Below are 19,107 nucleotides of genomic sequence, written 5' to 3'. Positions count from 1 at the left end.
CCGCCGACCTCATCCCCAGGGGGAGGGGCGGTCGTTGTCGCGCGTGCTGTCGTCGGGAAGGTGGGGGAGTTCCTCGCCGCCGGCGCGGATGCACAGCCACCGCAATTGCTCCGGGCTGTCGGGGGTCGCCCGCCAGGTGCGCCAGACGCCCTGCCCGACGCGAACGACCGAGCCGGGGCCGACGTCGACGACGTCGCCGTCGAGACCCATCTGCCCCTGCCCCGCGAGGAAGACGTAAAGCTCCTCGACCCGCGCGTGCGTGTGCCAGTAGCCCGCCTGTTCACCGGGCTCGAAGGCGTTGGCCGTCATGCCGATGAACTGCATCGTCATGTCGTGGTCGACGACGCGGCGCCCGTCACGCGATTTCTCCGGCGTGAACCCGCCGTAGTGCGCCCGCCACTCGTCGAGCCCGCCCATCTGCAGCACCTGGTAGTCGCTCATCGGCCCAGGCTATCCGTGGGGGAGGCGAGAAGGGCCGCGGTGCGCGGGCCCAGACCCAGGGCGCGGGCGGCGTCGAGCTGGCCGGCGGTATCGACGTCGCGGCGCAGGGTCGAAGCATCCGGGATCGGAAGAGCCTCGCACCCCAGTGCCACGTGCCGGGCGAAGGAGCCGTCGCCGAACGACGATGTCCACTCCATGCCCGCGTTTGCGGTGACCAGCGTCGAGCCGGTGCCCTCCGCGTCGGGAACGACGGCGCGGGGAACGGATGCTGCGGCCCGCAGCGCGTCGGAGAGATCGGCGGGTCGCAGCGCCGGAAGGTCTCCGAGGAGGGCGGCGCGCGGCATCCGTCCGCTCGGATCGATCGCCGCGACGCCCGCCGCCACCGCGGCGTCGAGTCCCTGCGCGTCGCCCTCGGGGACGAAGCGCAGCGCCGGGATCATCGCGGCCTCGCGTGCGAGCGCGGCGTCGTCGGTCACCACCACGACCTGCGCGACGAGCTCGCACGCGCTCGCCGCCGCGAGGGTGTCGAGCGCGATCGCCCGGGCGAGGTCGGAACGACCCACGCCGTCGACCTCGAGCCGCGACTTCGCGCGCGCGGAGGGCTTGACCGGTACCACGACGACCCAGCGCACCGTTCCCAATTCAGGACTGGAGACCGCGGGAACGGCCGACACGGCAGATGGGGTCGACTTCCCCGCGTGCTGATCCTGAGTTACGGCACGCTTGCGTTGCCCGAAGAGCGGGCTCACGCGTACTTCGCGCGCAGGCGCGGCAGGATCTCTTCGCCGTACATCCGCAGGAAGGCGCCCTGGTCGTGGCCGGGGTCGTGGAAGACGAGGTGGCGGAAGCCGAGGTCGACGTACCAGCCGATGCGTTCGACGTGCTCGTCGGGGTCGTCCGACACGATGAACCGCGAGGCCGCGCGCTCGATCGGCAGCGCCTCGCCGAGCCGCTGCATCTCGATGGGGTCGTCGACGCCCATCTTCTCCTCGGGGGTGAGCGCGAGCGGCGCCCAGAACCGCGTCTTCTCCCGGGCCGCTTCGATGGTCGCGGCGAGCGAGACCTTGATCTCCATCAGCGTGTCGATCGCGTCGGGAGCACGCCCGGCCTTCTCGAGCCCTTCGTGCAGCGCGGGCAGCAGCGTGTCGGTGTACAGCTCGCGCTTCTTCCCCGAGGTGGTGATGAAGCCGTCGGCGATGCGTCCCGCGAGGCGGGTCGCGGCGGGACCGGCGGCGCCGATGTAGATCGGCACGGGCTCGGGCAGCTTGTCGTAGATCGTGATGTTGCGCGCGTGGTAGTAGGTGCCGTCGAAGTTGACGCGGTCCTCCGACCACAGCCGGCGGATGAGGCCGATGGCCTCCTTGAGCCGCTGGAACCGCTCCGGCGGATCCGGCCAGGTGATGCCGAGGTTCGCCTCGTTGAGCGCCTCGCCGGTGCCGACGCCGAGGATCACGCGCCCCGGGTACATCACGCCGAGCGTCGCGAAGTCCTGCGCGACCACCGTGGGGTTGTAGCGGAACGTCGGCGTCAGCACCGACGTGCCGATGAGCACGCGCGAGGTCTTCGCGCCGAGCGCGCCGAGCCAGGGAACGGATGCCGGGGCATGCCCGCCGTCGTGCAGCCAGGGCTGCAGGTGGTCCGAGATGAAGACGGAGTCGAACCCGGCCTCCTCGGCCTGGATCGCGTAGCCGAGCAGCTCGGCCGGGCCGAACTGCTCGGCCGAGGCCTTGTACCCGAAGCGCAGGGGGACGGTCATAGGGTGCTCCCTTCGAGAGCGGGTGCGGGGAGGAATTCCGAGCCGTCGGCACGGGCGAGTCGCTCCCGGAAGGCGTCGACGGTGCCCGGCCACAGCAGCGCGAGCCGCCCCGAGCGCTCGTCGACGTACCAGTTGCGGCATCCGCCGGTCATCCAGCGGGTGGATGCCGCGGCCCGCGCGATCTCGTCGGTGTATGTGCGTTCGGCCTCGGGGTCGACGCGCAGCGCGCGGCCGGCGCGTGCGTCGAGGACGCGGGTGACGTAGCCCGCCTGCTCCTCGATCATGAGCACCGACGACGAGTGGCCGAGCGACGCATTCGGGCCGTTCAGCACGAAGAGGTTGGGGAACCCCGCGACGACGGTCGAGGCGAACGCCGTCATGCCGTGCGACCAGTGCTCGGCGAGCGTCACGCCGCCCTCGCCGGTGACGAGCTCGGCGTAGGGCTGCCGGGTCGACGCGAATCCGGTCGCGAGGACGAGCGCGTCGACCTCGTGACGGGTGCCGTCGGAGGCGACGAGCGTCGAGCCGTCGACCTCGGCCAGCGCGGAGGTGACGAGCGAAACGGCGTCGGACGCGACAGCGGGGTAGAAGTCGTCCGAGAGCAGCACGCGCTTGCAGCCGAAGGCGTAGTCGGGTGTGAGCGCGGCCCGCAGCGCGGGATCGGCGACCTGGTGCTCGAGGTGCGCGAGCGCCACGGCCTCGGCCTCCGCCGCCGCAGCGGAGTCGCCCGAGCGGGAGGCGAAGCGCGCCTCGCCCTCGGCGTAGAGGTCGCTGCGAAGGGCCTCGAGCGCCTGCGGCGTTGCGGCGAACCGCGCGCGGTCGGCCTCGGAGTAGAGGTCGCCACCGCGCGGCACGATCCACGCGGGGGTGCGCTGGAAGAGCGTGACGTGCGCCGCCGTTCGGGCGAGCTCCGGCACGATCTGCACGGCGCTGGCGCCGGTGCCCACCACGCCGACGCGCGCACCGGCGAGCTCGGCCGAGTGATCCCATCGCGCCGAGTGGAAGAGCGGCCCCGGGAACTGCTCGAGCCCGGCGATCCGGGGGATCGTCGGCTCGGTCAGTCGCCCGCACGCGAGCACCAGCACGTCCGCGACGATGACTTCCTCGGGCGTCGCGATCCGCCACACCTCGTGCTCGGCATCCCACGCGGCACCACGCATCGGGGTGTCGAGCCGCAGCCGGTCGCGCAGGCCCTCGGCGGCTGTGACGTGCTCGAGATACGCGTGGATCTCCGCGCCCTTGGCGTACGTGCCCGACCACGAGGGGTTCGGATGTGCCGCGAAGCCGTAGAGGTGCGAGGGTACGTCGCACGCGATGCCCGGATACGTGTTGTCGCGCCACGTGCCGCCCACGGATGCGGCCCGCTCCAGCACGACGAAGTCCTCGCGGCCCGCGCGGCGCAGCGCCGACGCCACGCCGATGCCGGCGAACCCGGCACCGACGATCGCGACCTCGACGCGGGTCACCGCGGGCCCACCTGACCGTATGTCGTGGTGCGCAGGCGGAACGGCCGGAACAGCCGCGCGACCATGGCCGAGGCATCTGTCACGGGCAGTTCAAGGCCGTGCTCGATGCCGGCCTCCGGCTTGACGCGGCCGTCGAGCAGGGTGCCGCCGAGGTCGTCGCCGCCGGACTGCAGCAGGACGACGGATGCCTCGCGCCCGACGCGCGTCCATGGGATCTGGATGTGCGGAATGCTGCCCGACAGCAGCAGTCGCGACACAGCCACCATCGCGCGGTGCTCGTCGAGCGGTGCGCGTCCGGGGACGAGGGGGACGCCGCCGGCCGGGCCGGGCAGTGGGATCGGCACGAACTCGCTGAAGCCGTGAGTCTCGCCCTGAACGGCCCGGAGCTGACGCAGGTGCGCGACGCGCTCGGCGGCGGTCTCGACGTGGCCGTAGAAGATGACGCTCGTCGACCGGAAACCGGCGCGGTGCGCGGCGGTGATGCCCTCGACCCAGCGGTCGATCTCGAGGTCGGTCGGCGCGACGAGTCGCCGCACCCGCTCGCTCAGCACCTTGACGCCGGTGCCGGGTACCGTGTCGACGCCGGCTTCGCGCATCGCTGCGAGGGCGTCCTCGAGGCCGAGACCGGAACGGTCGGCGAGGTCGCGCACGTCCTGAGGGCGATAGGCATGGAGATGGATGCCGGGAGCCGTGGCCTTCACCGCGCGCGCGATGTCGAGGTAGCCCGAGGGGTCCTCCGACGCGGGGAGGAGCCCCTGCACGCAGAGCTCGGTGGCGCCGAGATCCCACGCATCCGCGGCGATCGCGCCGACGTCGTCGAGCGTGAACGTCACGGGGTCGCCGGTGGCGTGCGCGCGGAGCCCGGTCGAGGTGAGGTTGCGGTTCACCACGAGGGTGACGGCTTCGCCCACCGTGTAGCGCCGCACGTCGTCCGCGGTCGCCGCGAGCGCATCGAGCTCGTCGCCGGTGGCTTCGAGGAGCGCGACCCATTCGGCGTCGTCGAGCGCGAGCGGGTCGGCCGCCGCAGTCTCGGCGAGCCGCTGGGCGCCGCCGCGCCGGCCTTGGGCGACATCGAGTCGAGGCGTTGCCGTCGAGTCGAGGTGTTGCGTGCGCCCGGAACGTGTCGACTCGGTCGAAACACCGCGATTCGCCGCAAGGGCGGCTGGGACGGATGCTGCGGCCAGGCCGGTCTCGGCATCAGCGAGCGCCGCCACCGCGGGCCGCAGCGCGGGGTCGATCCACGTCGCGGGATCGAGCACGAACTCGGGCTGCGCGGTCAGGCGCTCGCGCAGCTCGAACCCCAGCTCCGCCGTCTTACGGGCGAGGTCGTCGAGGTGCGGCCACGGGCGCTCGGGGTTCACGTGGTCGGCGGTGAGGGGCGAGACGCCGCCCCAGTCGTCGGCGCCGGCGCGCACCAGCAGGCCGAACTCCGGGGCGTCCGACAGGTTCGGCGGCACCTGGATGCGCATGCGCGGGCCCATCACGAGCCGGGCGACCGCGACAGCTGCGACGTACTCGAGCAGTTCCGCGTCGGGCGCACCTTGCATGGCGGTGCGAGGCTTCGCGCGGAAGTTCTGCACGATCACCTCCTGCACATGCCCCTGTCCGTCCACCTGATGACGTTCGTGGGCGTCGCGGATCGCGACGAGGGACTCGGCGCGGTCGCGCACGGTCTCGCCGATCCCGACGAGGATGCCGGTCGTGAACGGCACGCGTTCGCGCCCCGCGGCGTCGATCACCTCGAGCCGCACGGCCGGGTCCTTGTCGGGCGAGCCGAAATGCACCTGTCCGGGCTCTTCGTAGAGCCGGCGCGAGGTCGTCTCGAGCATCATGCCCATCGACGGCGCGGTGGGACGCAGCATCCGCAGCTCTTCCGCGCTCATCACTCCCGGATTCGCGTGGGCGAGCAGCCCCGTCTCGGCGGTCACCAGGCGCGCGATGTGCGCGACGTACTCGATCGTCGAGGCGAACCCGTGCTCGTCCAGCCACGCGCGCGCCTCGGGCCAGCGCTCTTCGGGGCGGTCGCCCAGGGTCAGCAGCACCTCTTTGCAGCCCGACGCCAGCCCCTGCCGCACGACCGCGAGCACCTGCTCGGGCGACATGTACGCGGGCTTGTGCTTCTTGAGGAGCTGCCCCGGGGTGTCGACGAACACGCAGTAGTGGCAGCGGTCGCGGCACAGGGTCGTGAGCGGCACGAACACCTTGCGCGAGTACGTGATCACACGAGGACGACCGGATGCTGCGAGCCCGGCGTCGCGCAGATCCCCGGCGATCTCGAGCAGGCGCTCGAACCGCTCACCCGTGGCGCCCAGTAGGGTCTCGGCGTCGGCCGCATCGAGCCGCGCTCCCGCTGCGGCGCGGGCGAGCGCGGCGTCGACGGCGGCGAGCGAGGCCGCGGCGGGGGACGCGGTGACGGAGGGGGACACGACGGTCACCGATCCAGTCTTGCACCGCACACGGGTGCCCGGGGCGAAGGATCGTTGCCCTCCCGTAAGCAAATGAGACCGGTTCCGACCCCCCGCGCTGGCAGACTGGGCACATGGTGACCCTGCTGCTCGACTCGACGCAGCTCGAAGTGGTGCTGTCGGTGTCGGAGCGCGCCCTGGCATTCCGCAAGGGGAATGTCGTCATCGAGCGCTCGACGATCACCAAGGTGCAGCTCACCGACGACGCGTGGACGTGGCTGCGCGGCGTCCCGAGCCCGGGCACGCACGTGCGCGGCATCGTCGCCATGGGCACGTGGCGCTCGGCGGGTGGCGACGACTTCGCCATCATCCGCCGGCACCGGCCCAGTGTCGTGATCGACCTCGAGGGCCACCCGGAGTATCAGCGCGTCATCCTGACCACGCGCCACGGCCTCGCCCTCGTGCAGGCGCTGCGCGTCGAGGTCGCGGCCGAGCCGACCGATGTCGTCGACATCGCGGCCGAGACCGGGACCATCCCGGTCGTTCCCGAGCGCAAGCCGCGCGGACGCAAGACGCCGGCGCCCGCGCCCGCCGTCTGACCCTTCGCGTTTCGGCTCGCAGACTCGCTCGACGACCGGAGCACGTCAGCTGACGTCGCGGCGCCAGCTCACCAGGTGGCCGAGCACGACGAACACGATGGCGTAGCCGAGCAGCACGAGTCCGCCCACCCACCACTCGAGCGGGTCTGCCGAGCCCTGCGGGATGGTCGCGGCGTAGACGCTCGCACCGACCAGCGCATCGCTCGCCGCCCCCGGAAGGAAGCGCGTGACGTCCGACAGCCCCTCGACGAACGCGGCGGCGGTGCGCCCGATCGGCTCGATGAACTGCGTGAACACGAGCACGCCGACGATCGCGCCCACCTGGTTGCGCACGAGGGCGCCGACTCCGACGCCGATGAGCGTCCAGAGGACGTAGGCCAGCAGCATCCGTCCGAGCATCGCCCACGTGTCGGGGGAGGTGATGTCGGTCTCGAGGCCGAACCCCGCGAGGAACGCCGCCGACGTTCCCACGGCCGCCACGATGCCGATGACGCCGAGCACGACGCCGATCAGCACGCCGACGGCGAGCTTCGCGACGAGCACACGGCCGCGACGAGGTGTCGCAAGGAAGGTCGGGGTCAGGGTCTTGTGACGGAACTCAGCCGTCACCATGAGCGTGCCGACGAGCAGCGGGAAGACGTAGCCGACGGTGGTCGCGGTGCTGTACAGCGTGGCGGCGAGGCCCTCCTCGGGCAGCGGCGGCGCGTTGCCGGGGAGCGCCCCGGTCGCGGCGGCGGCGTAGACGAAGCCGAGCGCCGCCGCTGTGAAGGCGACGTACGCGAACAGGACGATGGCGAGGATCCACCAGATGCTCGTCGAGAACAGCTTCGTGCTCTCGGCGCGGGTCGCGGCGGTGAGGCTCATCGGTCGCCCCCTTCCTCGTCGGCGGGCGTGGTGACGGTGCCGGCGTCCTGATCCGTTTCGGACGGGACGGATGCTTCGTCCCCGGACTCGTGAGGAGGTTCAGCGGCGTCCGCGGGAGGGGTGTGGGTGACGGCGTCCTCGAAAGCCTCGGGCTCGGGCTCGTGCTTGCGCTCTGGCTCTGGCTCTGGCTCGGGCTCGGGATCGGGCTCGGGGTCGGAGTCGGGGTCGGACTCGGGCTTGCGGTCGGGCTCGGCGTCGGGGTCCGATCCGCCGTGGGGAGCGGTGTGGTCGAAGGCGGCGAAGAACGCGTCGGCCTCGATGTCGGAGTCGGTCTTGACGTAGTGCTCCCACGGGCGGTCGTCGTCGGCGTCGGGCGGCTCGGGGGTCGAGAGCTCGTCGTCGATCTCGCCGATGGCGTCGACGTCGGGGTCCGCGTCCACGGGCGCCCACGGATCGGCCGGCTCGGGCTGGGGTTCGGGTTCGGGTTCGGGTTCGGGTTCGGGTTCGGGTTGGGATTCAGCCTCAGGTGCGGGTTCGGACTCGAGCGCGGGCTCGGGTTCCGGTGCTGCCTCCGCTGCCGCCTCTTCCTCGGACGTCGGCGCCGCCTGGGGCTCCGCCGAGAGCTCGTCGTCGATCTCGCCGATGGCCTCGACGTCGGGGTCTGCGTCCTCGGGTGCCGCGGACGGCACGATGTCGATCACGCCGGTGCTTGCGACCGCGTAGGAAGCGGGTGTGGGTGCTTCGGGCTCGTCGCTCCCGCGCGCGTCGGCGGCCCAGGCGGCGCCGGCGGCAGCAGCCAGTGCGGCGGCGGCTCCGGGGGCAGCTGTCGCCTCGGCGTCGAGTTCGGCGGCGGTGAGCGCCGACTCGGCCGCCTCATCGGATTCGGAGGCGGCGGGCTCGGCGGGTGGGGCCGGGGGCGCAGCATCCGTGATCCCGACATGACCGGCCGCGGTCGGGTGCACGCGCGAGCCGTTCACGAGGTCGAGGAAGACCTCCTCCAGCGCCGGGCCGCGGCGGTGCAGCGCCGACAGCGCGACGCCGCCGGCGGCAGCCGCCGCGCCGACCGCGGTCGGGTCGACGCCGCGCACGGTGAGGCCCGAGCGCAGCACCTCGAACGGCACGCCGGCGGCCTTCAGCGCAGACGCCAGCGCGGTGCGGTCGGGGGAGTCGACGACGGTGGCGTACTCGCGCGGGTCGGTGAGCTCGTCGACCTCGCCCTGGAAGACCAGGCGTCCGCGCGAGATGATCAGCAGCGCGTCGACGGTCTGCTGCACCTCGGCGAGCAGGTGCGACGAGACGAGCACGGTCCGGCCCTCGCCGGCGAGCTGGCGGAGGAACCCGCGCATCCAGCGGATGCCCTCGGGGTCCAGTCCGTTCGCCGGCTCGTCGAGCACCAGCACGCCCGGGTCGCCGAGCAGCGCGTACGCGAGGCCGAGGCGCTGGCGCATGCCCAGCGAGTATCCGCCGACCTTGCGGCTCGCAGCATCCGTCAGGCCTACGAGGTCCAGAACCTCACCGACGCGTGACTTCCCGATGCCGGCGGCCTGGGCGTAGATCGTGAGGTGCGCGGCGGCGGTGCGGCCGGGATGGAAGCTGGATGCCTCGAGCACGGCGCCGACCGTCTGCAGCGGCTTGTCGAGCTCGGCGTAGCGCTTGCCGCCGATCGTGGCGTGGCCGTCGGTCGGCTTCTCGAGGCCGAGGAGCACCCGGAGCGTCGTGGTCTTGCCGGCGCCGTTCGGGCCGAGGAATCCGGTGACCATTCCCGGTTCGACCCGAGCCGTGAGGCCTGCGACTGCCGTGACGGCGCCGAAGCGCTTGGTGACACCTGAGAACTCCAGCGACTGGCCTCCGGGCATGCCGAACCCTCTCGTCGGTCGTGGGCGACACCCCGCGGGGCAATGTACGGGGCCGCTCCATTGCGGACTCAATGCAGAACTGCGTCCCATCCTGGCGGAAATCCGGTCTCAGCGTGGGAGAACTTGGCGCGGCCGGTAACGTTGCGCTCGTGACCGACCTCGCTGAGACCGCCGCCGAGTCCACTGTCCTCGTCAGCACGAGCGGGGGCCTCGGACGACTCACCCTCAACCGGCCTCGCGCGATCAACGCCCTCAACCTCGCGATGGTCGAGCAGCTGCACGCGGCGCTGGACGCGTGGGAGCACGACACCGAGGTCGATGTCGTGCTGCTGGACGGCGCCGGCGAGCGCGGACTGTGCGCCGGCGGCGATGTACGCGGGCTCGCCGAGCAGGTCACCAGCGGCCGCGCCGAGGACGCGGCGGTGTTCTTCCGCGCCGAGTACGCGATCAACGCGCGCATCGCCGAGTACCCGAAGCCCTTCGTCGCCTTCGCCGACGGCATCACGATGGGCGGCGGCATCGGCGTCGCCGGCCACGCCGCGATCCGGATCGTGACCGAGCGCTCGCAGCTCGCGATGCCCGAGACGCGCATCGGCTTCACCCCCGACGTCGGCGGCACGTGGCTGCTCGCCCACGCGCCGGGCCGCCTCGGCGAGTATCTCGGGCTGACGGGCGCGGTGATGGATGCCTCGGACGCGATCTACGCCGGATTCGCCGACCACTACGTGCCCCATGAGAACCTCGAAGCCGTCCGCGACGCGCTCGAGACGCGCGCCGACCCGTCGAGCCCTGCCGAGCTCGTGCTGCTGTTCGACGAGACCCCGGCGCCGTCGAGGCTCATCGCCGCGCGGGAGTGGATCGACGATGCCTTCGCCGGCGACACCGTGGCGGAGATCGTCGAGCGACTGCGGGCGCGCGCCGAGCCCGCAGCATCCGCCACTGCAGACCTCCTGGGCGAGCTCTCGCCGACGGGACTCGCCGTGACGCTCGCCGCGATCCGTCGGGCCCGTGAGCTCGCGGGGCTGCGCGATGCGCTCGACCAGGAGTACGGGCTGGTGATGTGGTTCGCGACGACCCAGCCCGACCTCCCGGAGGGCATCAGGGCGCAGGTCATCGACAAAGACCGCACGCCGCGCTGGCAGCCGGCGACCCTGTCCGAGCTGCCGGAAGACGTCGGCGAGACCGCGCTCGCCCATCGGCCTGACGTCCCGCTCTGGGGCTGACGCCGGCACCGGCGACGAGCATCGGCGACGAGGAGGGATCGTGAGCACCCGGCACCGGAGGAGCTACTCGATCGGCGTCGCCATCGACTGGTTCTTCTTCGTCTTCGCCGGGCTCGCGGCGCTGTGGCTCGCGTACCTCAGCCTCACCGAGACGTTCCACGTCGGGTGGTGGGGCATCCCGTTCTTCCTCGCGTTCTGGGTACTGCTCGCGTACCTCGTGCTGCCGCGGCTGCACCGCATCCTCACCACGATCTACGTGCCCGACTACTTCATCGGGCGCACCCGCACCAGTGACGGGCTCCTGGGCGACCCGGTGAACCTCGCGTTCCAGGGCACCGGCGAGCAGATCCGCGCCTCTCTCGAGGCGGCCGGCTGGACGGCGGCCGACCCGGTGACGCTCGGCTCGTCGTGGCGCATCATCACATCGACGCTCACGCGGCGGAGCTACGACGAGGCGCCGGTCAGTCCGCTCTTCCTCTTCGGACGCCAGCAGGACTTCGCCTATCAGCAGGAGGTCGACGGCAATCCGGCCCAGCGCCACCACGTGCGGTTCTGGCGGTGCCCCGACGACTGGCTGCTGCCCGGCGGCCGCCGCGTCGACTGGCTCGCGGCCGGCACCTTCGACACCAGCGTCGGACTGTCGCTGTTCACGCTGCAGGTCACCCATCGCATCGACGCCGACACCGACGTCGAGCGCGACCACATCGTCCAGACCGTGACGGATGCCGACCCCCGCGTCACTGTGGACGTCATCGCCGACTTCGCCACCGGCTATCACGCCCGCAACGGCGGTGGCGACAGCATCCGCACCGACGGGGATCTCCCGATCGTGGACGTGAGCGCGGTCGCGCCGAGCGTTGCGAGCGCCGGGGAGGTGCCGGCATGACCGCCGAGCCGCCCGCACCACAGAAGCGGCCGGCGTACGAACCCGCGGGGCGACTGCTCAAGCCGCCGCGCTTCGACCCCGAGATGAAGCGGCCGACCTCGACGGTGGCTGGCGTCCTGCTCATCGTGCTGCGGGTGATCGCCGGCATCGTCGTGCTCGTGAGCATCGCGACCGGGTGGGACGCGATCCTGTCCGACCCCGACTCCGTGCTCGAGGGGTTCGACCCGACGCCCGAGGGGAAGCAGGCCGCGCTGTGGCTGGTGATCGGCACCGGCGCCACGGTGCTGCTCATCGACCTCGCGCTGGCGTTCTTCGTCTTCCGAGGCTTCAACTGGGCGCGCGTAGTCGTCATGTTCATCGCGGTGCTGTCGATCAGCACCTCGTTCACGGCATGGTGGGCGCAGGGGCAGGAGATCGAGATCGCGGGAACGTTCTTGTCGCTGAGCATCGACATCCTGCTCCTCCTCGCCCTGTCGAGCCGCAGCGCCGCGGCCTACGCGCGCCGCAACGAGCGGCGCCCCGACACCCCCGCGTGACGTAACCTGAGTCCCGCCGCAGACAGCGGCGCGCAGCATCCGTCACCGCAGTCCCGGGGGAGGGCACGTGTTCGACAGTCCGCTCTCGGCGTCGGCGTACGAGGTGCTCGCGGTCGACCCCGAGGTCGACGAGGAGACCCTGCGCAAGGCGTACCGCCTGCGCCTGCGGCAGACCCACCCCGACACCGGCGGTGACGCCGCGGTGTTCATCCAGGTGCAGCGGGCGTGGGAGCTCGTCGGCACGCCGGAGGCGCGCGCGGCGTACGACCGCGGGCACGGCTTCGGCGAGGCGGCGGCGCCGGAGTGGTCGGGCTGGCGGCCGCCGGCGGCGCGGACCGACACGCGCCCGCGCGCCCGCTCGTACGGGCACCCCGGCGGCTGGCGCCGCGAGCGCTACCTGACGCTCATCCGCGAGTGGGCCGGCCGCGGCGTCACGCTCGAGGACCCGTACGACCCCGCGCTCGTGCGCTCGGCGCCGGTGGCATTGCGGCGGCTCCTCGCCGACGCGCTCGCCGAGGAGGCGACGGCCCGCGTGGTCACCGACCTCGGCATGGGCTACACGGTGTGGCACGACGTGGACGCGTCGGGGCGCGGCGGCGACCCCGACGCCAAGATCGACCACATCGTGCTCGGCCCGAGCGGCCTGTACGGGGTGCTGTCGGAGGACTTCGGGGGTCCGGTGCGGATCCGCCGCGGCGAGTTCGTCGGTGACGGCGTGCCCGGCACCCCCCTCGCCGAGCTGCTCTCGCGCATGCGGGTGATCGCGCGCGCCGCGGGCGTGCGGTTCAGCGGCGCGATCGTGGTGCTGCCCGACGAGGACGTGCTCACCCCCATCGACGAGATCGGCCGCGTGCGCGGTATGCGCGTGGCCGTGGTCTCGCGCAGCGCGCTGGCCACGGTGCTGCGCCGCGGCATCACCGGCGCCCGCGACATCGGCGGCAACGAGGTCTTCGACTACCGCACGCGCCTGCAGCAGTCCGTGCGCTTCGCGTAGCCCGGCGCGGGTTCAGGGCGTAGGCGCGTTCACATCGGGTGCTCTCACCGAGTGCACCCGTCGTGCGCGTGCACGACACGTGATCTCGGTGACATCACGTGCAGTGGACGGATGCTGCGGCGAGGCGCTCGCCGCGTCACCCGGGTTCACGCGTCGCGGGCCTGGCGCAGCCAGCGCTCGATGCCCGAGATGTGAACCTGCGCGACCGCCGTGGCGAGCTCGACATCGTGGTCGGCGATCGCGTCGAGGATGGCGCGGTGCTCGGCGAGCGTGCGCTCGACGGCCCCCGCCTGGGTGAGCCCGCGCCAGACGCGGGCGCGCACGGTCTGGCTGGTGAGGCTCTCGAGCAGACTCGCCAGGTAGTCGTTGCCCGCGAGCCGCGCGATGGCGCTGTGGAACCGCACGTCGTGCTCGACCAGGGTCTCGATGTCGGTGTCGGTCGCGACGGCGCTGATCTCAGCATCCAATCCGGCCACATCGTCGTCGTCCGCGCGCTGCGCCGCGAGGCCCGTCGCGTGGGACTCGAGCAGGCGACGGACGGCGAAGATCTCGAGCAGCGAGTCGTCGTCGTGCAGGTCGACCACGAACGAGATCGCCTCGAGCAGCAGCTTCGGCTCGAGGCTCGTGACGTACGTGCCGTCGCCGCGCCGCACGTCGAGCACACGGATGACCTCGAGCGCCTTGACGGCCTCGCGCATCGAGTTGCGCGAGAGTCCGAGGCTCTCGGCGAGGTCTTTCTCGGGAGGCAGGCGCGACCCGGGGGTCAGCTCGCCGCGGACGATCATGTCCTTGATCTTCTCGATCGCTTCGTCGGTGACGGCCACGCGCCCATCTTAGACATCGGATGTCACGCAGATTGGATGCCGCGACCGCCGCGCGTCGGCGGCATGATGGTGACATGCGAGTCGTGGACGGACACCTCCATCTCTGGGACCCCGAGGTCTTGACCTACCAGTGGCTCGAAGGACCTCTGCTCCGATCTTTCGGACCCGAGGAGCTCGACATCGCGTTGCAGGACGCCCCGGACGCGGACTGCGGCTTCGTCTTCGTGCAGGCGGAGTGCGCGCCCGAGCAGGCGATCGCCGAGGTCGACTGGGTCGCGTCGCTGACCTCCCGCGTCCCGGTGCGGGGCATCGTGGCACGCGCGCCGCTCGAAGACCCCGCGGCGACCGACGAGCACCTCGCGGCGTTCGCGGAGCGGCCGCTCGTCGTCGGGGCGCGACGCCTGCTGCAGTCCGAGCCGGCGGGCTTCTGCCTGCGGCCGGGGTTCCTGCGCTCGGCGGAGGCGGTGGCCGCCTCCGGACTCACCTTCGACGCGTGCGTGCGGTGGGACCAGCTGCCCGACGTGGTGGCGTTCGCGGATTCGCTACCCGAGCTCGCCATCGTGCTGGACCACCTGGGCAAACCCGAGGTCGGGTCGCCGGACGACGCCGACCCGGCCGACGACACTCCGTGGGCGGAGTCGCTCCGCGATCTCGCGCAGCGCCCGAACGTGGTGTGCAAGCTCTCCGGCCTGCCGGCGGAATCGACCGGCGAGTGGACCGACGCCCAGGTGCGACCGTTCCTCGACGTGGCGCTCGACGCGTTCGGCCCCGACCGGCTGCTGTTCGGCAGCGACTGGCCGGTCTCGGGTCCGTACGGGCGCTGGCTCGACACCGTGTCGTCGTGGCTGGCGGACCGCGTCGGCGAGCACCGCCAGAAGGCGGTGCTCGCCGAGAACGCCGAGCGGTTCTACCGCCTCGGCTAGCGACACTCCCTGGCCTCGGTCACCCGCCTGCGAGCTCGTTCGACAGGTCAACCAGGGTTCTACAGGAGATTCCGCGCAGAAGTCGTCCTGCGGAAGGGCGGTTGACCTGTTGGACCAATGCCCCGCCGGGGGCCGATCTCCCCCTGGTGCGGTGAGTCAGGAGCCGGCCGGACGGAGGCGGAGCGGCGACATCCCGCCGTCCACCTCGATGTAGGTGCCGGTCGTCGAGCCCGACGACGGGCTCACGAGGTAGAGCACGGCCCCGGCGACCTCGGCGGCCGACACCAGGCGGCCGTGGGGCTGGCGGGCCTCGAGCGCGGCGCGCTCGGCCGCAGGGTCGGGGGCGCTCGCGAGCAGTCGGCCGATCCACGGGGTGTCGGCCGTGCCCGGGTTGACCGCGTTGACGCGGATGCCTTCGCGCAGGTGATCGGCGGCCATCGCACGGGTGAGGGAGAGCACGGCGCCCTTCGAGGCGCTGTACAGCGCACGCTGCGGCAGGCCGGCGGTGGCCGCGATCGACGACGTGTTGCAGATCGCGGCGGCGGGAGAGCGGCGCAGCCAGGGCAGCGCCGCCGCCGTGACACGCGCGATTCCCGTGACGTTGATCGAGAAGACGCGCGCCCATTCGGCGTCGTCGTTGGCCGCGATGTCACCCTGCGCGCCGATGCCCGCGTTGTTCACGAGGATGTCGATGCGCCCGAACCGCTCGCCGACCTCGGCGATCGCCCGGTCGACGGCGGCGCGGTCCGACACGTCCGCGGCGAACGCGGCGAAGCGCGGGTCGGCGCCCGACGGGTCGAGGTCGAGCACGGCGACCTCAGCGCCCTCATCGGCCAGCGCGGTCGCGATCGCGGCGCCGATGCCCGACGCCCCGCCGGTGACGACGGCGACGAGGCCGTCCAGCTGCCGGCCGCTCATCGTGCCGCCTCCCATGCCACGAACTCCTGGCGCTGCGCGCCCAGACCCTCGATCTCGATGTCGACCACGTCGCCCGCCCTCAGGTAGGGGAACTTCCCGCCGAACGCCACGCCCTGCGGCGTGCCGGTGAGGATCAGGTCGCCGGGCTCGAGCGTGACGAACTGCGACAGGTGGTGAACGATGGTGCGCACGTCGAAGATCATGTCGCTCGTGTTCGAGTTCTGACGGGGTTCCCCGTTGACGAAGCTCTTCAGGCCGAGGCTCTGCGCGTCGACCTCGTCGGCTGTCACCAGCCACGGACCCGTGGGGTTGAAGCCGTGCGCGATCTTGCCCTTCGACCACTGCCCGCCCGAGATCTCCATCTGGAACGTGCGTTCCGAGACGTCGTTGGCGACGACGTAGCCGGCGATGTGAGCGTCGGCCTCGTCGGGGCTGTCGAGATACGCGGTGCGGCGGCCGATGACGACACCGAGCTCGACCTCCCAGTCGGTCTTCTCGCTGCCGCGCGGGATCGTCACGGCGTCGTTCGGTCCGACGACCGTGTTCGGGGTCTTCAGGAAGATGATGGGCACGGTCGGCGGCTCCGCGCCGGACTCGCGCGCGTGCGCGGCGTAGTTCTGGCCGATGCAGATCACCGCGCTCGGTCGGGCGATCGGGGCGCCGATGCGCAGCCCCGCGGCGCCTTCGAGCTCGGGGAGGAGTCCTTCGGCGATGGCGGCGGTCGTCCGCTCCACGGGGTCATCGGCGAGGAATCCACCGTCGACATCGGATGTGAGCGGGCGCAGATCGAGGTATCGGTCCGCGTCGAGGACGACGGGGATCTCACTGCCGGACTCGCCGAGGCGCGCGAACTTCATGGCTCTCCTGGATTTCTCGATGCGGGGCGGCGTCGGTGCCGTCGCGTCCCGCGGGCGTGATTGACAGTATAGACATCCGATGTTTACACTGCGAGCGGTTCGACTCCCCGAACCGCGAACCGCTGGAGAACGCCCCGTGAGCCGCATCGTCGCCTTCGAGACGACAGACATCCGATTCCCCACGTCGCTGAGCCTCGACGGCTCCGACGCGATGAACCCCGACCCCGACTACTCGGCCGCCTACCTCCGTATCGTGACGGATGCCGCCGACGGCATCGAGGGACACGCCTTCGTGTTCACGATCGGGCGTGGCAACGACGTGCAGGTCGCCGCCCTCGACGCTCTCGCCGGGCACCTCGTCGGCCGCGAGCTCGAGCCGCTCCTCGACGACATGGGCGCGACCAACCGCGAGCTCACCGGCGACTCGCAGCTGCGCTGGCTCGGCCCCGAGAAGGGCGTGATGCACATGGCGATCGGCGCGGTCGTGAACGCGCTGTGGGACATCAAGGCCAAGCGCGCCGGACTCCCGCTGTGGCAGCTGCTGTCGCGCATGAGCCCCGAGGAGCTCGTCGGGCTCGTCGACTTCCGCTACCTCACGAACGCGCTCACCCCCGAGGACGCGCTGCAGATCCTCCGCGCCGCCGAGCCCGGCCGCGCCGAGCGCGAGCGCGAACTCCTCGCAACCGGCTACCCGGCGTACACGACCAGCCCTGGCTGGCTCGGGTACTCCGATGAGAAACTCGCGCGCCTCTGCCGCGAGGCGATCGCGGACGGGTTCGGCCAGATCAAGCTCAAGGTGGGCGCCGACCTCGAGGACGACGTCCGTCGCCTCCGCGTCGCCCGCGAGGTCTGCGGCGAGGGCTTCCCGATCGCGATCGACGCGAACCAGCGCTGGGAGGTCTCCGAGGCGATCGAGTGGGTGAACGCGCTCGCCGAGTTCGACCTCGCGTGGATCGAGGAGCCGACGAGCCCCGACGACGTGCTCGGCCACGCCGAGATCGCGCGCGGCATCGCGCCCGTGCGGGTGGCGACGGGCGAGCACGCGCAGAACCGCGTGATCTTCAAGCAGCTGCTGCAGGCCGACGCGATCTCGGTCATGCAGATCGACGCGGCCCGCGTCGGCGGCGTCAACGAGAACATCGCGAACCTGCTGCTGGCTGCGAAGTTCGGCGTGCCCGTGTGCCCGCACGCGGGGGGCGTCGGCCTCTGCGAGGCCGTGCAGCACCTGTCGATGTTCGACTTCGTGGCCGTCACCGGCTCCCGCGAGGGTCGCATGATCGAGTACGTGGACCACCTGCACGAGCACTTCGTGGTGCCCACCGAGGTGCATGGCGGCGTGTACCTGGCGCCGACCGCACCCGGCACCGGCATGGAGATGAAGGCGGCCAGCCGCGCCGAGTACGAGTTCGGGACGACGGATGCCGCGGCCTGAGCGCGCTGCTCTTCAGAACCCCGCGCTCACACGTCTCGGGTACGGCGCGGCGAACGTTGGCAACCTGTTCCGCGAGCTCAGCGACGAGCAGGCCTGGGCCATCCTCGACGCGGCGTGGGAATGCGGCATCCGCTATTTCGACACTGCTCCGCACTACGGACTCGGGCTGTCGGAGCGGCGGCTGGGCGCGTTCCTGAAGACGAAGCCCCGCGACGAGTTCGTGATCTCGACGAAGGCCGGCCGCCTGCTCCGCCCCAACCCCGACGACGACGGGGGCCTCGACCTCGCCGCCGACTTCCACGTGCCGACGACGCTGCGCCGCGAGTGGGACTTCTCGGAGTCGGGCGTGCGCGCGAGCCTCGAGGAGTCGCTCGAGCGCCTCGGCCTCGACCGCGTGGACGTGCTCTACCTGCACGACCCCGAGCGGCACGACCTCGACCTGGCGCTGCGCGAGGCGTTCCCGGCACTCGAGCTGCTGCGCGCCGAGGGCGCGGTCGACGCGATCGGCATCGGCTCGATGGTGAGCGAGGCGCTCGCCGCGGCCGTCGAGAGCGCCGATCTCGACCTCATCATGATCGCCGGCCGGTACACGCTGCTCGAGCAGCCGGCCGCCGACGCCGTGCTGCCGGCCTGTCGCGCGAGAGGCACCGGGGTGGTGGCAGCATCCGTCTTCAACTCCGGTCTGCTCGCCAAGGACGAGCCGGAGCGCTCCGACCGCTATGAGTACGGACGCATGCCGGAGCCGCTGTGGGAGCGCCTGCAGGCGATCCTCGCCGTGTGCCGCGCGCACGACGTGCCGCTGCCGGCTGCGGCGGTGCAGTTCCCGCTCCGCGACGCCGCCGTGCGTTCGGTCGTCGTCGGCAGCAGTCGCCCCGAGCAGCTGCGCCGGAACGCGGAGCTCATGGCGATCGACATCCCGCCAGCACTGTGGGACGATCTGGCCGCCGCAGGCCTCATCCGCTGACGAAGGGATCCTCATGCTCGAGGGCATCAACCCGCTGCTGACCGGGGAGCTGCTGCTCCACCTGGACCGCATGGGGCACTCCGACGCGGTCGTGATCGCCGACGCGCACTTCCCGGCGTGGGCCATCGGTGCACGCGTCGTCGGGCACCCGTCCGCCTGAGCG

At 72.0% G+C, this 19,107-nt stretch carries 19 protein-coding genes; 9 read left to right on the top strand and 10 right to left on the bottom strand.

Going from position 1 to position 19,107, the window contains the following annotated elements:
• Positions 1–9: 9 nt before the first annotated feature.
• From ACVN90_RS18835 to cofG, 5 genes are all read right to left on the bottom strand, one after another.
• Positions 10–441, bottom strand: coding sequence for a cupin domain-containing protein (locus tag ACVN90_RS18835; protein ID WP_475099728.1), 432 nt, complete (start codon positions 439–441; stop codon positions 10–12).
• Positions 438–1,115, bottom strand: coding sequence for a 2-phospho-L-lactate guanylyltransferase (gene cofC / locus ACVN90_RS18830; protein WP_475099727.1), 678 nt, complete (start codon positions 1,113–1,115; stop codon positions 438–440). The genes ACVN90_RS18835 and cofC overlap by 4 nt, the downstream gene beginning before the upstream one ends.
• 71 nt (positions 1,116–1,186) lie before the next feature.
• Positions 1,187–2,197, bottom strand: coding sequence for a glucose-6-phosphate dehydrogenase (coenzyme-F420) (gene fgd / locus ACVN90_RS18825; RefSeq protein ID WP_475099726.1), 1,011 nt, complete (start codon positions 2,195–2,197; stop codon positions 1,187–1,189).
• Entirely contained in the window at positions 2,194–3,663 is a 1,470-nt protein-coding gene (locus tag ACVN90_RS18820; RefSeq protein ID WP_475099725.1) for a flavin-containing monooxygenase, read from the bottom strand. The genes fgd and ACVN90_RS18820 overlap by 4 nt, the downstream gene beginning before the upstream one ends.
• Complete coding sequence (gene cofG / locus ACVN90_RS18815; protein ID WP_475102155.1) at positions 3,660–6,089, bottom strand: 7,8-didemethyl-8-hydroxy-5-deazariboflavin synthase CofG; 2,430 nt, start codon at positions 6,087–6,089, stop codon at positions 3,660–3,662. Before cofG ends, ACVN90_RS18820 begins: the two co-directional genes overlap by 4 nt.
• Positions 6,090–6,202: 113 nt before the next feature.
• Between cofG and ACVN90_RS18810 the strand changes: the two genes are divergently transcribed.
• Positions 6,203–6,667 carry a hypothetical protein gene (locus ACVN90_RS18810; RefSeq protein ID WP_116195508.1) on the top strand — a complete coding sequence of 155 codons (465 nt, stop codon included), beginning with the start codon at positions 6,203–6,205 and terminating at the stop codon, positions 6,665–6,667.
• Positions 6,668–6,712: 45 nt separating this feature from the next.
• On the opposite strand, the gene ACVN90_RS18805 is transcribed toward ACVN90_RS18810, so the two are convergent.
• Positions 6,713–7,531: an ABC transporter permease gene (locus tag ACVN90_RS18805; protein ID WP_475099724.1), complete on the bottom strand. Its 819-nt coding sequence runs from the start codon at positions 7,529–7,531 to the stop codon at positions 6,713–6,715.
• Positions 7,528–9,387, bottom strand: coding sequence for an ABC transporter ATP-binding protein (locus ACVN90_RS18800; protein ID WP_475099723.1), 1,860 nt, complete (start codon positions 9,385–9,387; stop codon positions 7,528–7,530). The genes ACVN90_RS18805 and ACVN90_RS18800 overlap by 4 nt, the downstream gene beginning before the upstream one ends.
• Positions 9,388–9,536: 149 nt before the next feature.
• Between ACVN90_RS18800 and ACVN90_RS18795 the strand changes: the two genes are divergently transcribed.
• The 4 genes from ACVN90_RS18795 to ACVN90_RS18780 all read left to right on the top strand — a co-directional run bounded on the left by ACVN90_RS18795 (position 9,537) and on the right by ACVN90_RS18780 (position 13,026).
• Positions 9,537–10,610, top strand: a complete 1,074-nt coding sequence (locus ACVN90_RS18795; protein WP_475099722.1) for an enoyl-CoA hydratase/isomerase family protein — start codon at positions 9,537–9,539, stop codon at positions 10,608–10,610.
• A 40-nt stretch (positions 10,611–10,650) separates the two neighbouring features.
• Positions 10,651–11,496 (top strand): LssY C-terminal domain-containing protein, encoded by an 846-nt coding sequence (locus ACVN90_RS18790; RefSeq protein ID WP_475099721.1) that lies wholly within the window; start codon positions 10,651–10,653, stop codon positions 11,494–11,496.
• Positions 11,493–12,032, top strand: a complete 540-nt coding sequence (locus ACVN90_RS18785) for a hypothetical protein (protein WP_475099720.1) — start codon at positions 11,493–11,495, stop codon at positions 12,030–12,032. Before ACVN90_RS18790 ends, ACVN90_RS18785 begins: the two co-directional genes overlap by 4 nt.
• A 67-nt stretch (positions 12,033–12,099) precedes the next feature.
• Positions 12,100–13,026, top strand: coding sequence for a J domain-containing protein (locus ACVN90_RS18780; RefSeq protein ID WP_475099719.1), 927 nt, complete (start codon positions 12,100–12,102; stop codon positions 13,024–13,026).
• Between the two features lie 146 nt (positions 13,027–13,172).
• On the opposite strand, the gene ACVN90_RS18775 is transcribed toward ACVN90_RS18780, so the two are convergent.
• The gene (locus ACVN90_RS18775) at positions 13,173–13,850 is read right to left on the bottom strand and encodes a FadR/GntR family transcriptional regulator (protein WP_475099718.1); all 678 of its coding nucleotides are present in this window, start codon (positions 13,848–13,850) and stop codon (positions 13,173–13,175) included.
• 74 nt (positions 13,851–13,924) lie between these two features.
• Here ACVN90_RS18775 and ACVN90_RS18770 point away from each other — a divergent pair, with 74 nt between their 5' ends.
• Positions 13,925–14,773, top strand: a complete 849-nt coding sequence (locus ACVN90_RS18770) for an amidohydrolase family protein (protein ID WP_475099717.1) — start codon at positions 13,925–13,927, stop codon at positions 14,771–14,773.
• Positions 14,774–14,929: 156 nt separating this feature from the next.
• Here ACVN90_RS18770 and ACVN90_RS18765 read toward each other — a convergent pair whose 3' ends face one another.
• A complete protein-coding gene (locus tag ACVN90_RS18765) occupies positions 14,930–15,691 on the bottom strand; it encodes an SDR family NAD(P)-dependent oxidoreductase (protein WP_475099716.1) in 762 nt (253 codons plus the stop codon).
• Positions 15,688–16,548, bottom strand: a complete 861-nt coding sequence (locus ACVN90_RS18760; RefSeq protein WP_475099715.1) for a fumarylacetoacetate hydrolase family protein — start codon at positions 16,546–16,548, stop codon at positions 15,688–15,690. Before ACVN90_RS18760 ends, ACVN90_RS18765 begins: the two co-directional genes overlap by 4 nt.
• Before the next feature lie 136 nt (positions 16,549–16,684).
• Between ACVN90_RS18760 and ACVN90_RS18755 the strand changes: the two genes are divergently transcribed.
• The 3 genes from ACVN90_RS18755 to ACVN90_RS18745 are packed head-to-tail and all read left to right on the top strand — an operon-like array spanning position 16,685 to position 19,104.
• A complete protein-coding gene (locus tag ACVN90_RS18755) occupies positions 16,685–17,980 on the top strand; it encodes an L-fuconate dehydratase (RefSeq protein ID WP_475099714.1) in 1,296 nt (431 codons plus the stop codon).
• Complete coding sequence (locus ACVN90_RS18750; protein WP_475099713.1) at positions 17,967–18,944, top strand: aldo/keto reductase; 978 nt, start codon at positions 17,967–17,969, stop codon at positions 18,942–18,944. The genes ACVN90_RS18755 and ACVN90_RS18750 overlap by 14 nt, the downstream gene beginning before the upstream one ends.
• 13 nt (positions 18,945–18,957) lie before the next feature.
• The gene (locus ACVN90_RS18745; protein ID WP_475099712.1) at positions 18,958–19,104 is read left to right on the top strand and encodes an RbsD/FucU domain-containing protein; all 147 of its coding nucleotides are present in this window, start codon (positions 18,958–18,960) and stop codon (positions 19,102–19,104) included.
• Positions 19,105–19,107: the final 3 nt, after the last annotated feature.

The sequence above is a fragment of the Microbacterium sp. F01 genome, assembly GCF_056156365.1.
Note: the sequence above shows the minus strand (reverse complement) of the source record. Positions and strands in the feature narration are given on the sequence as shown.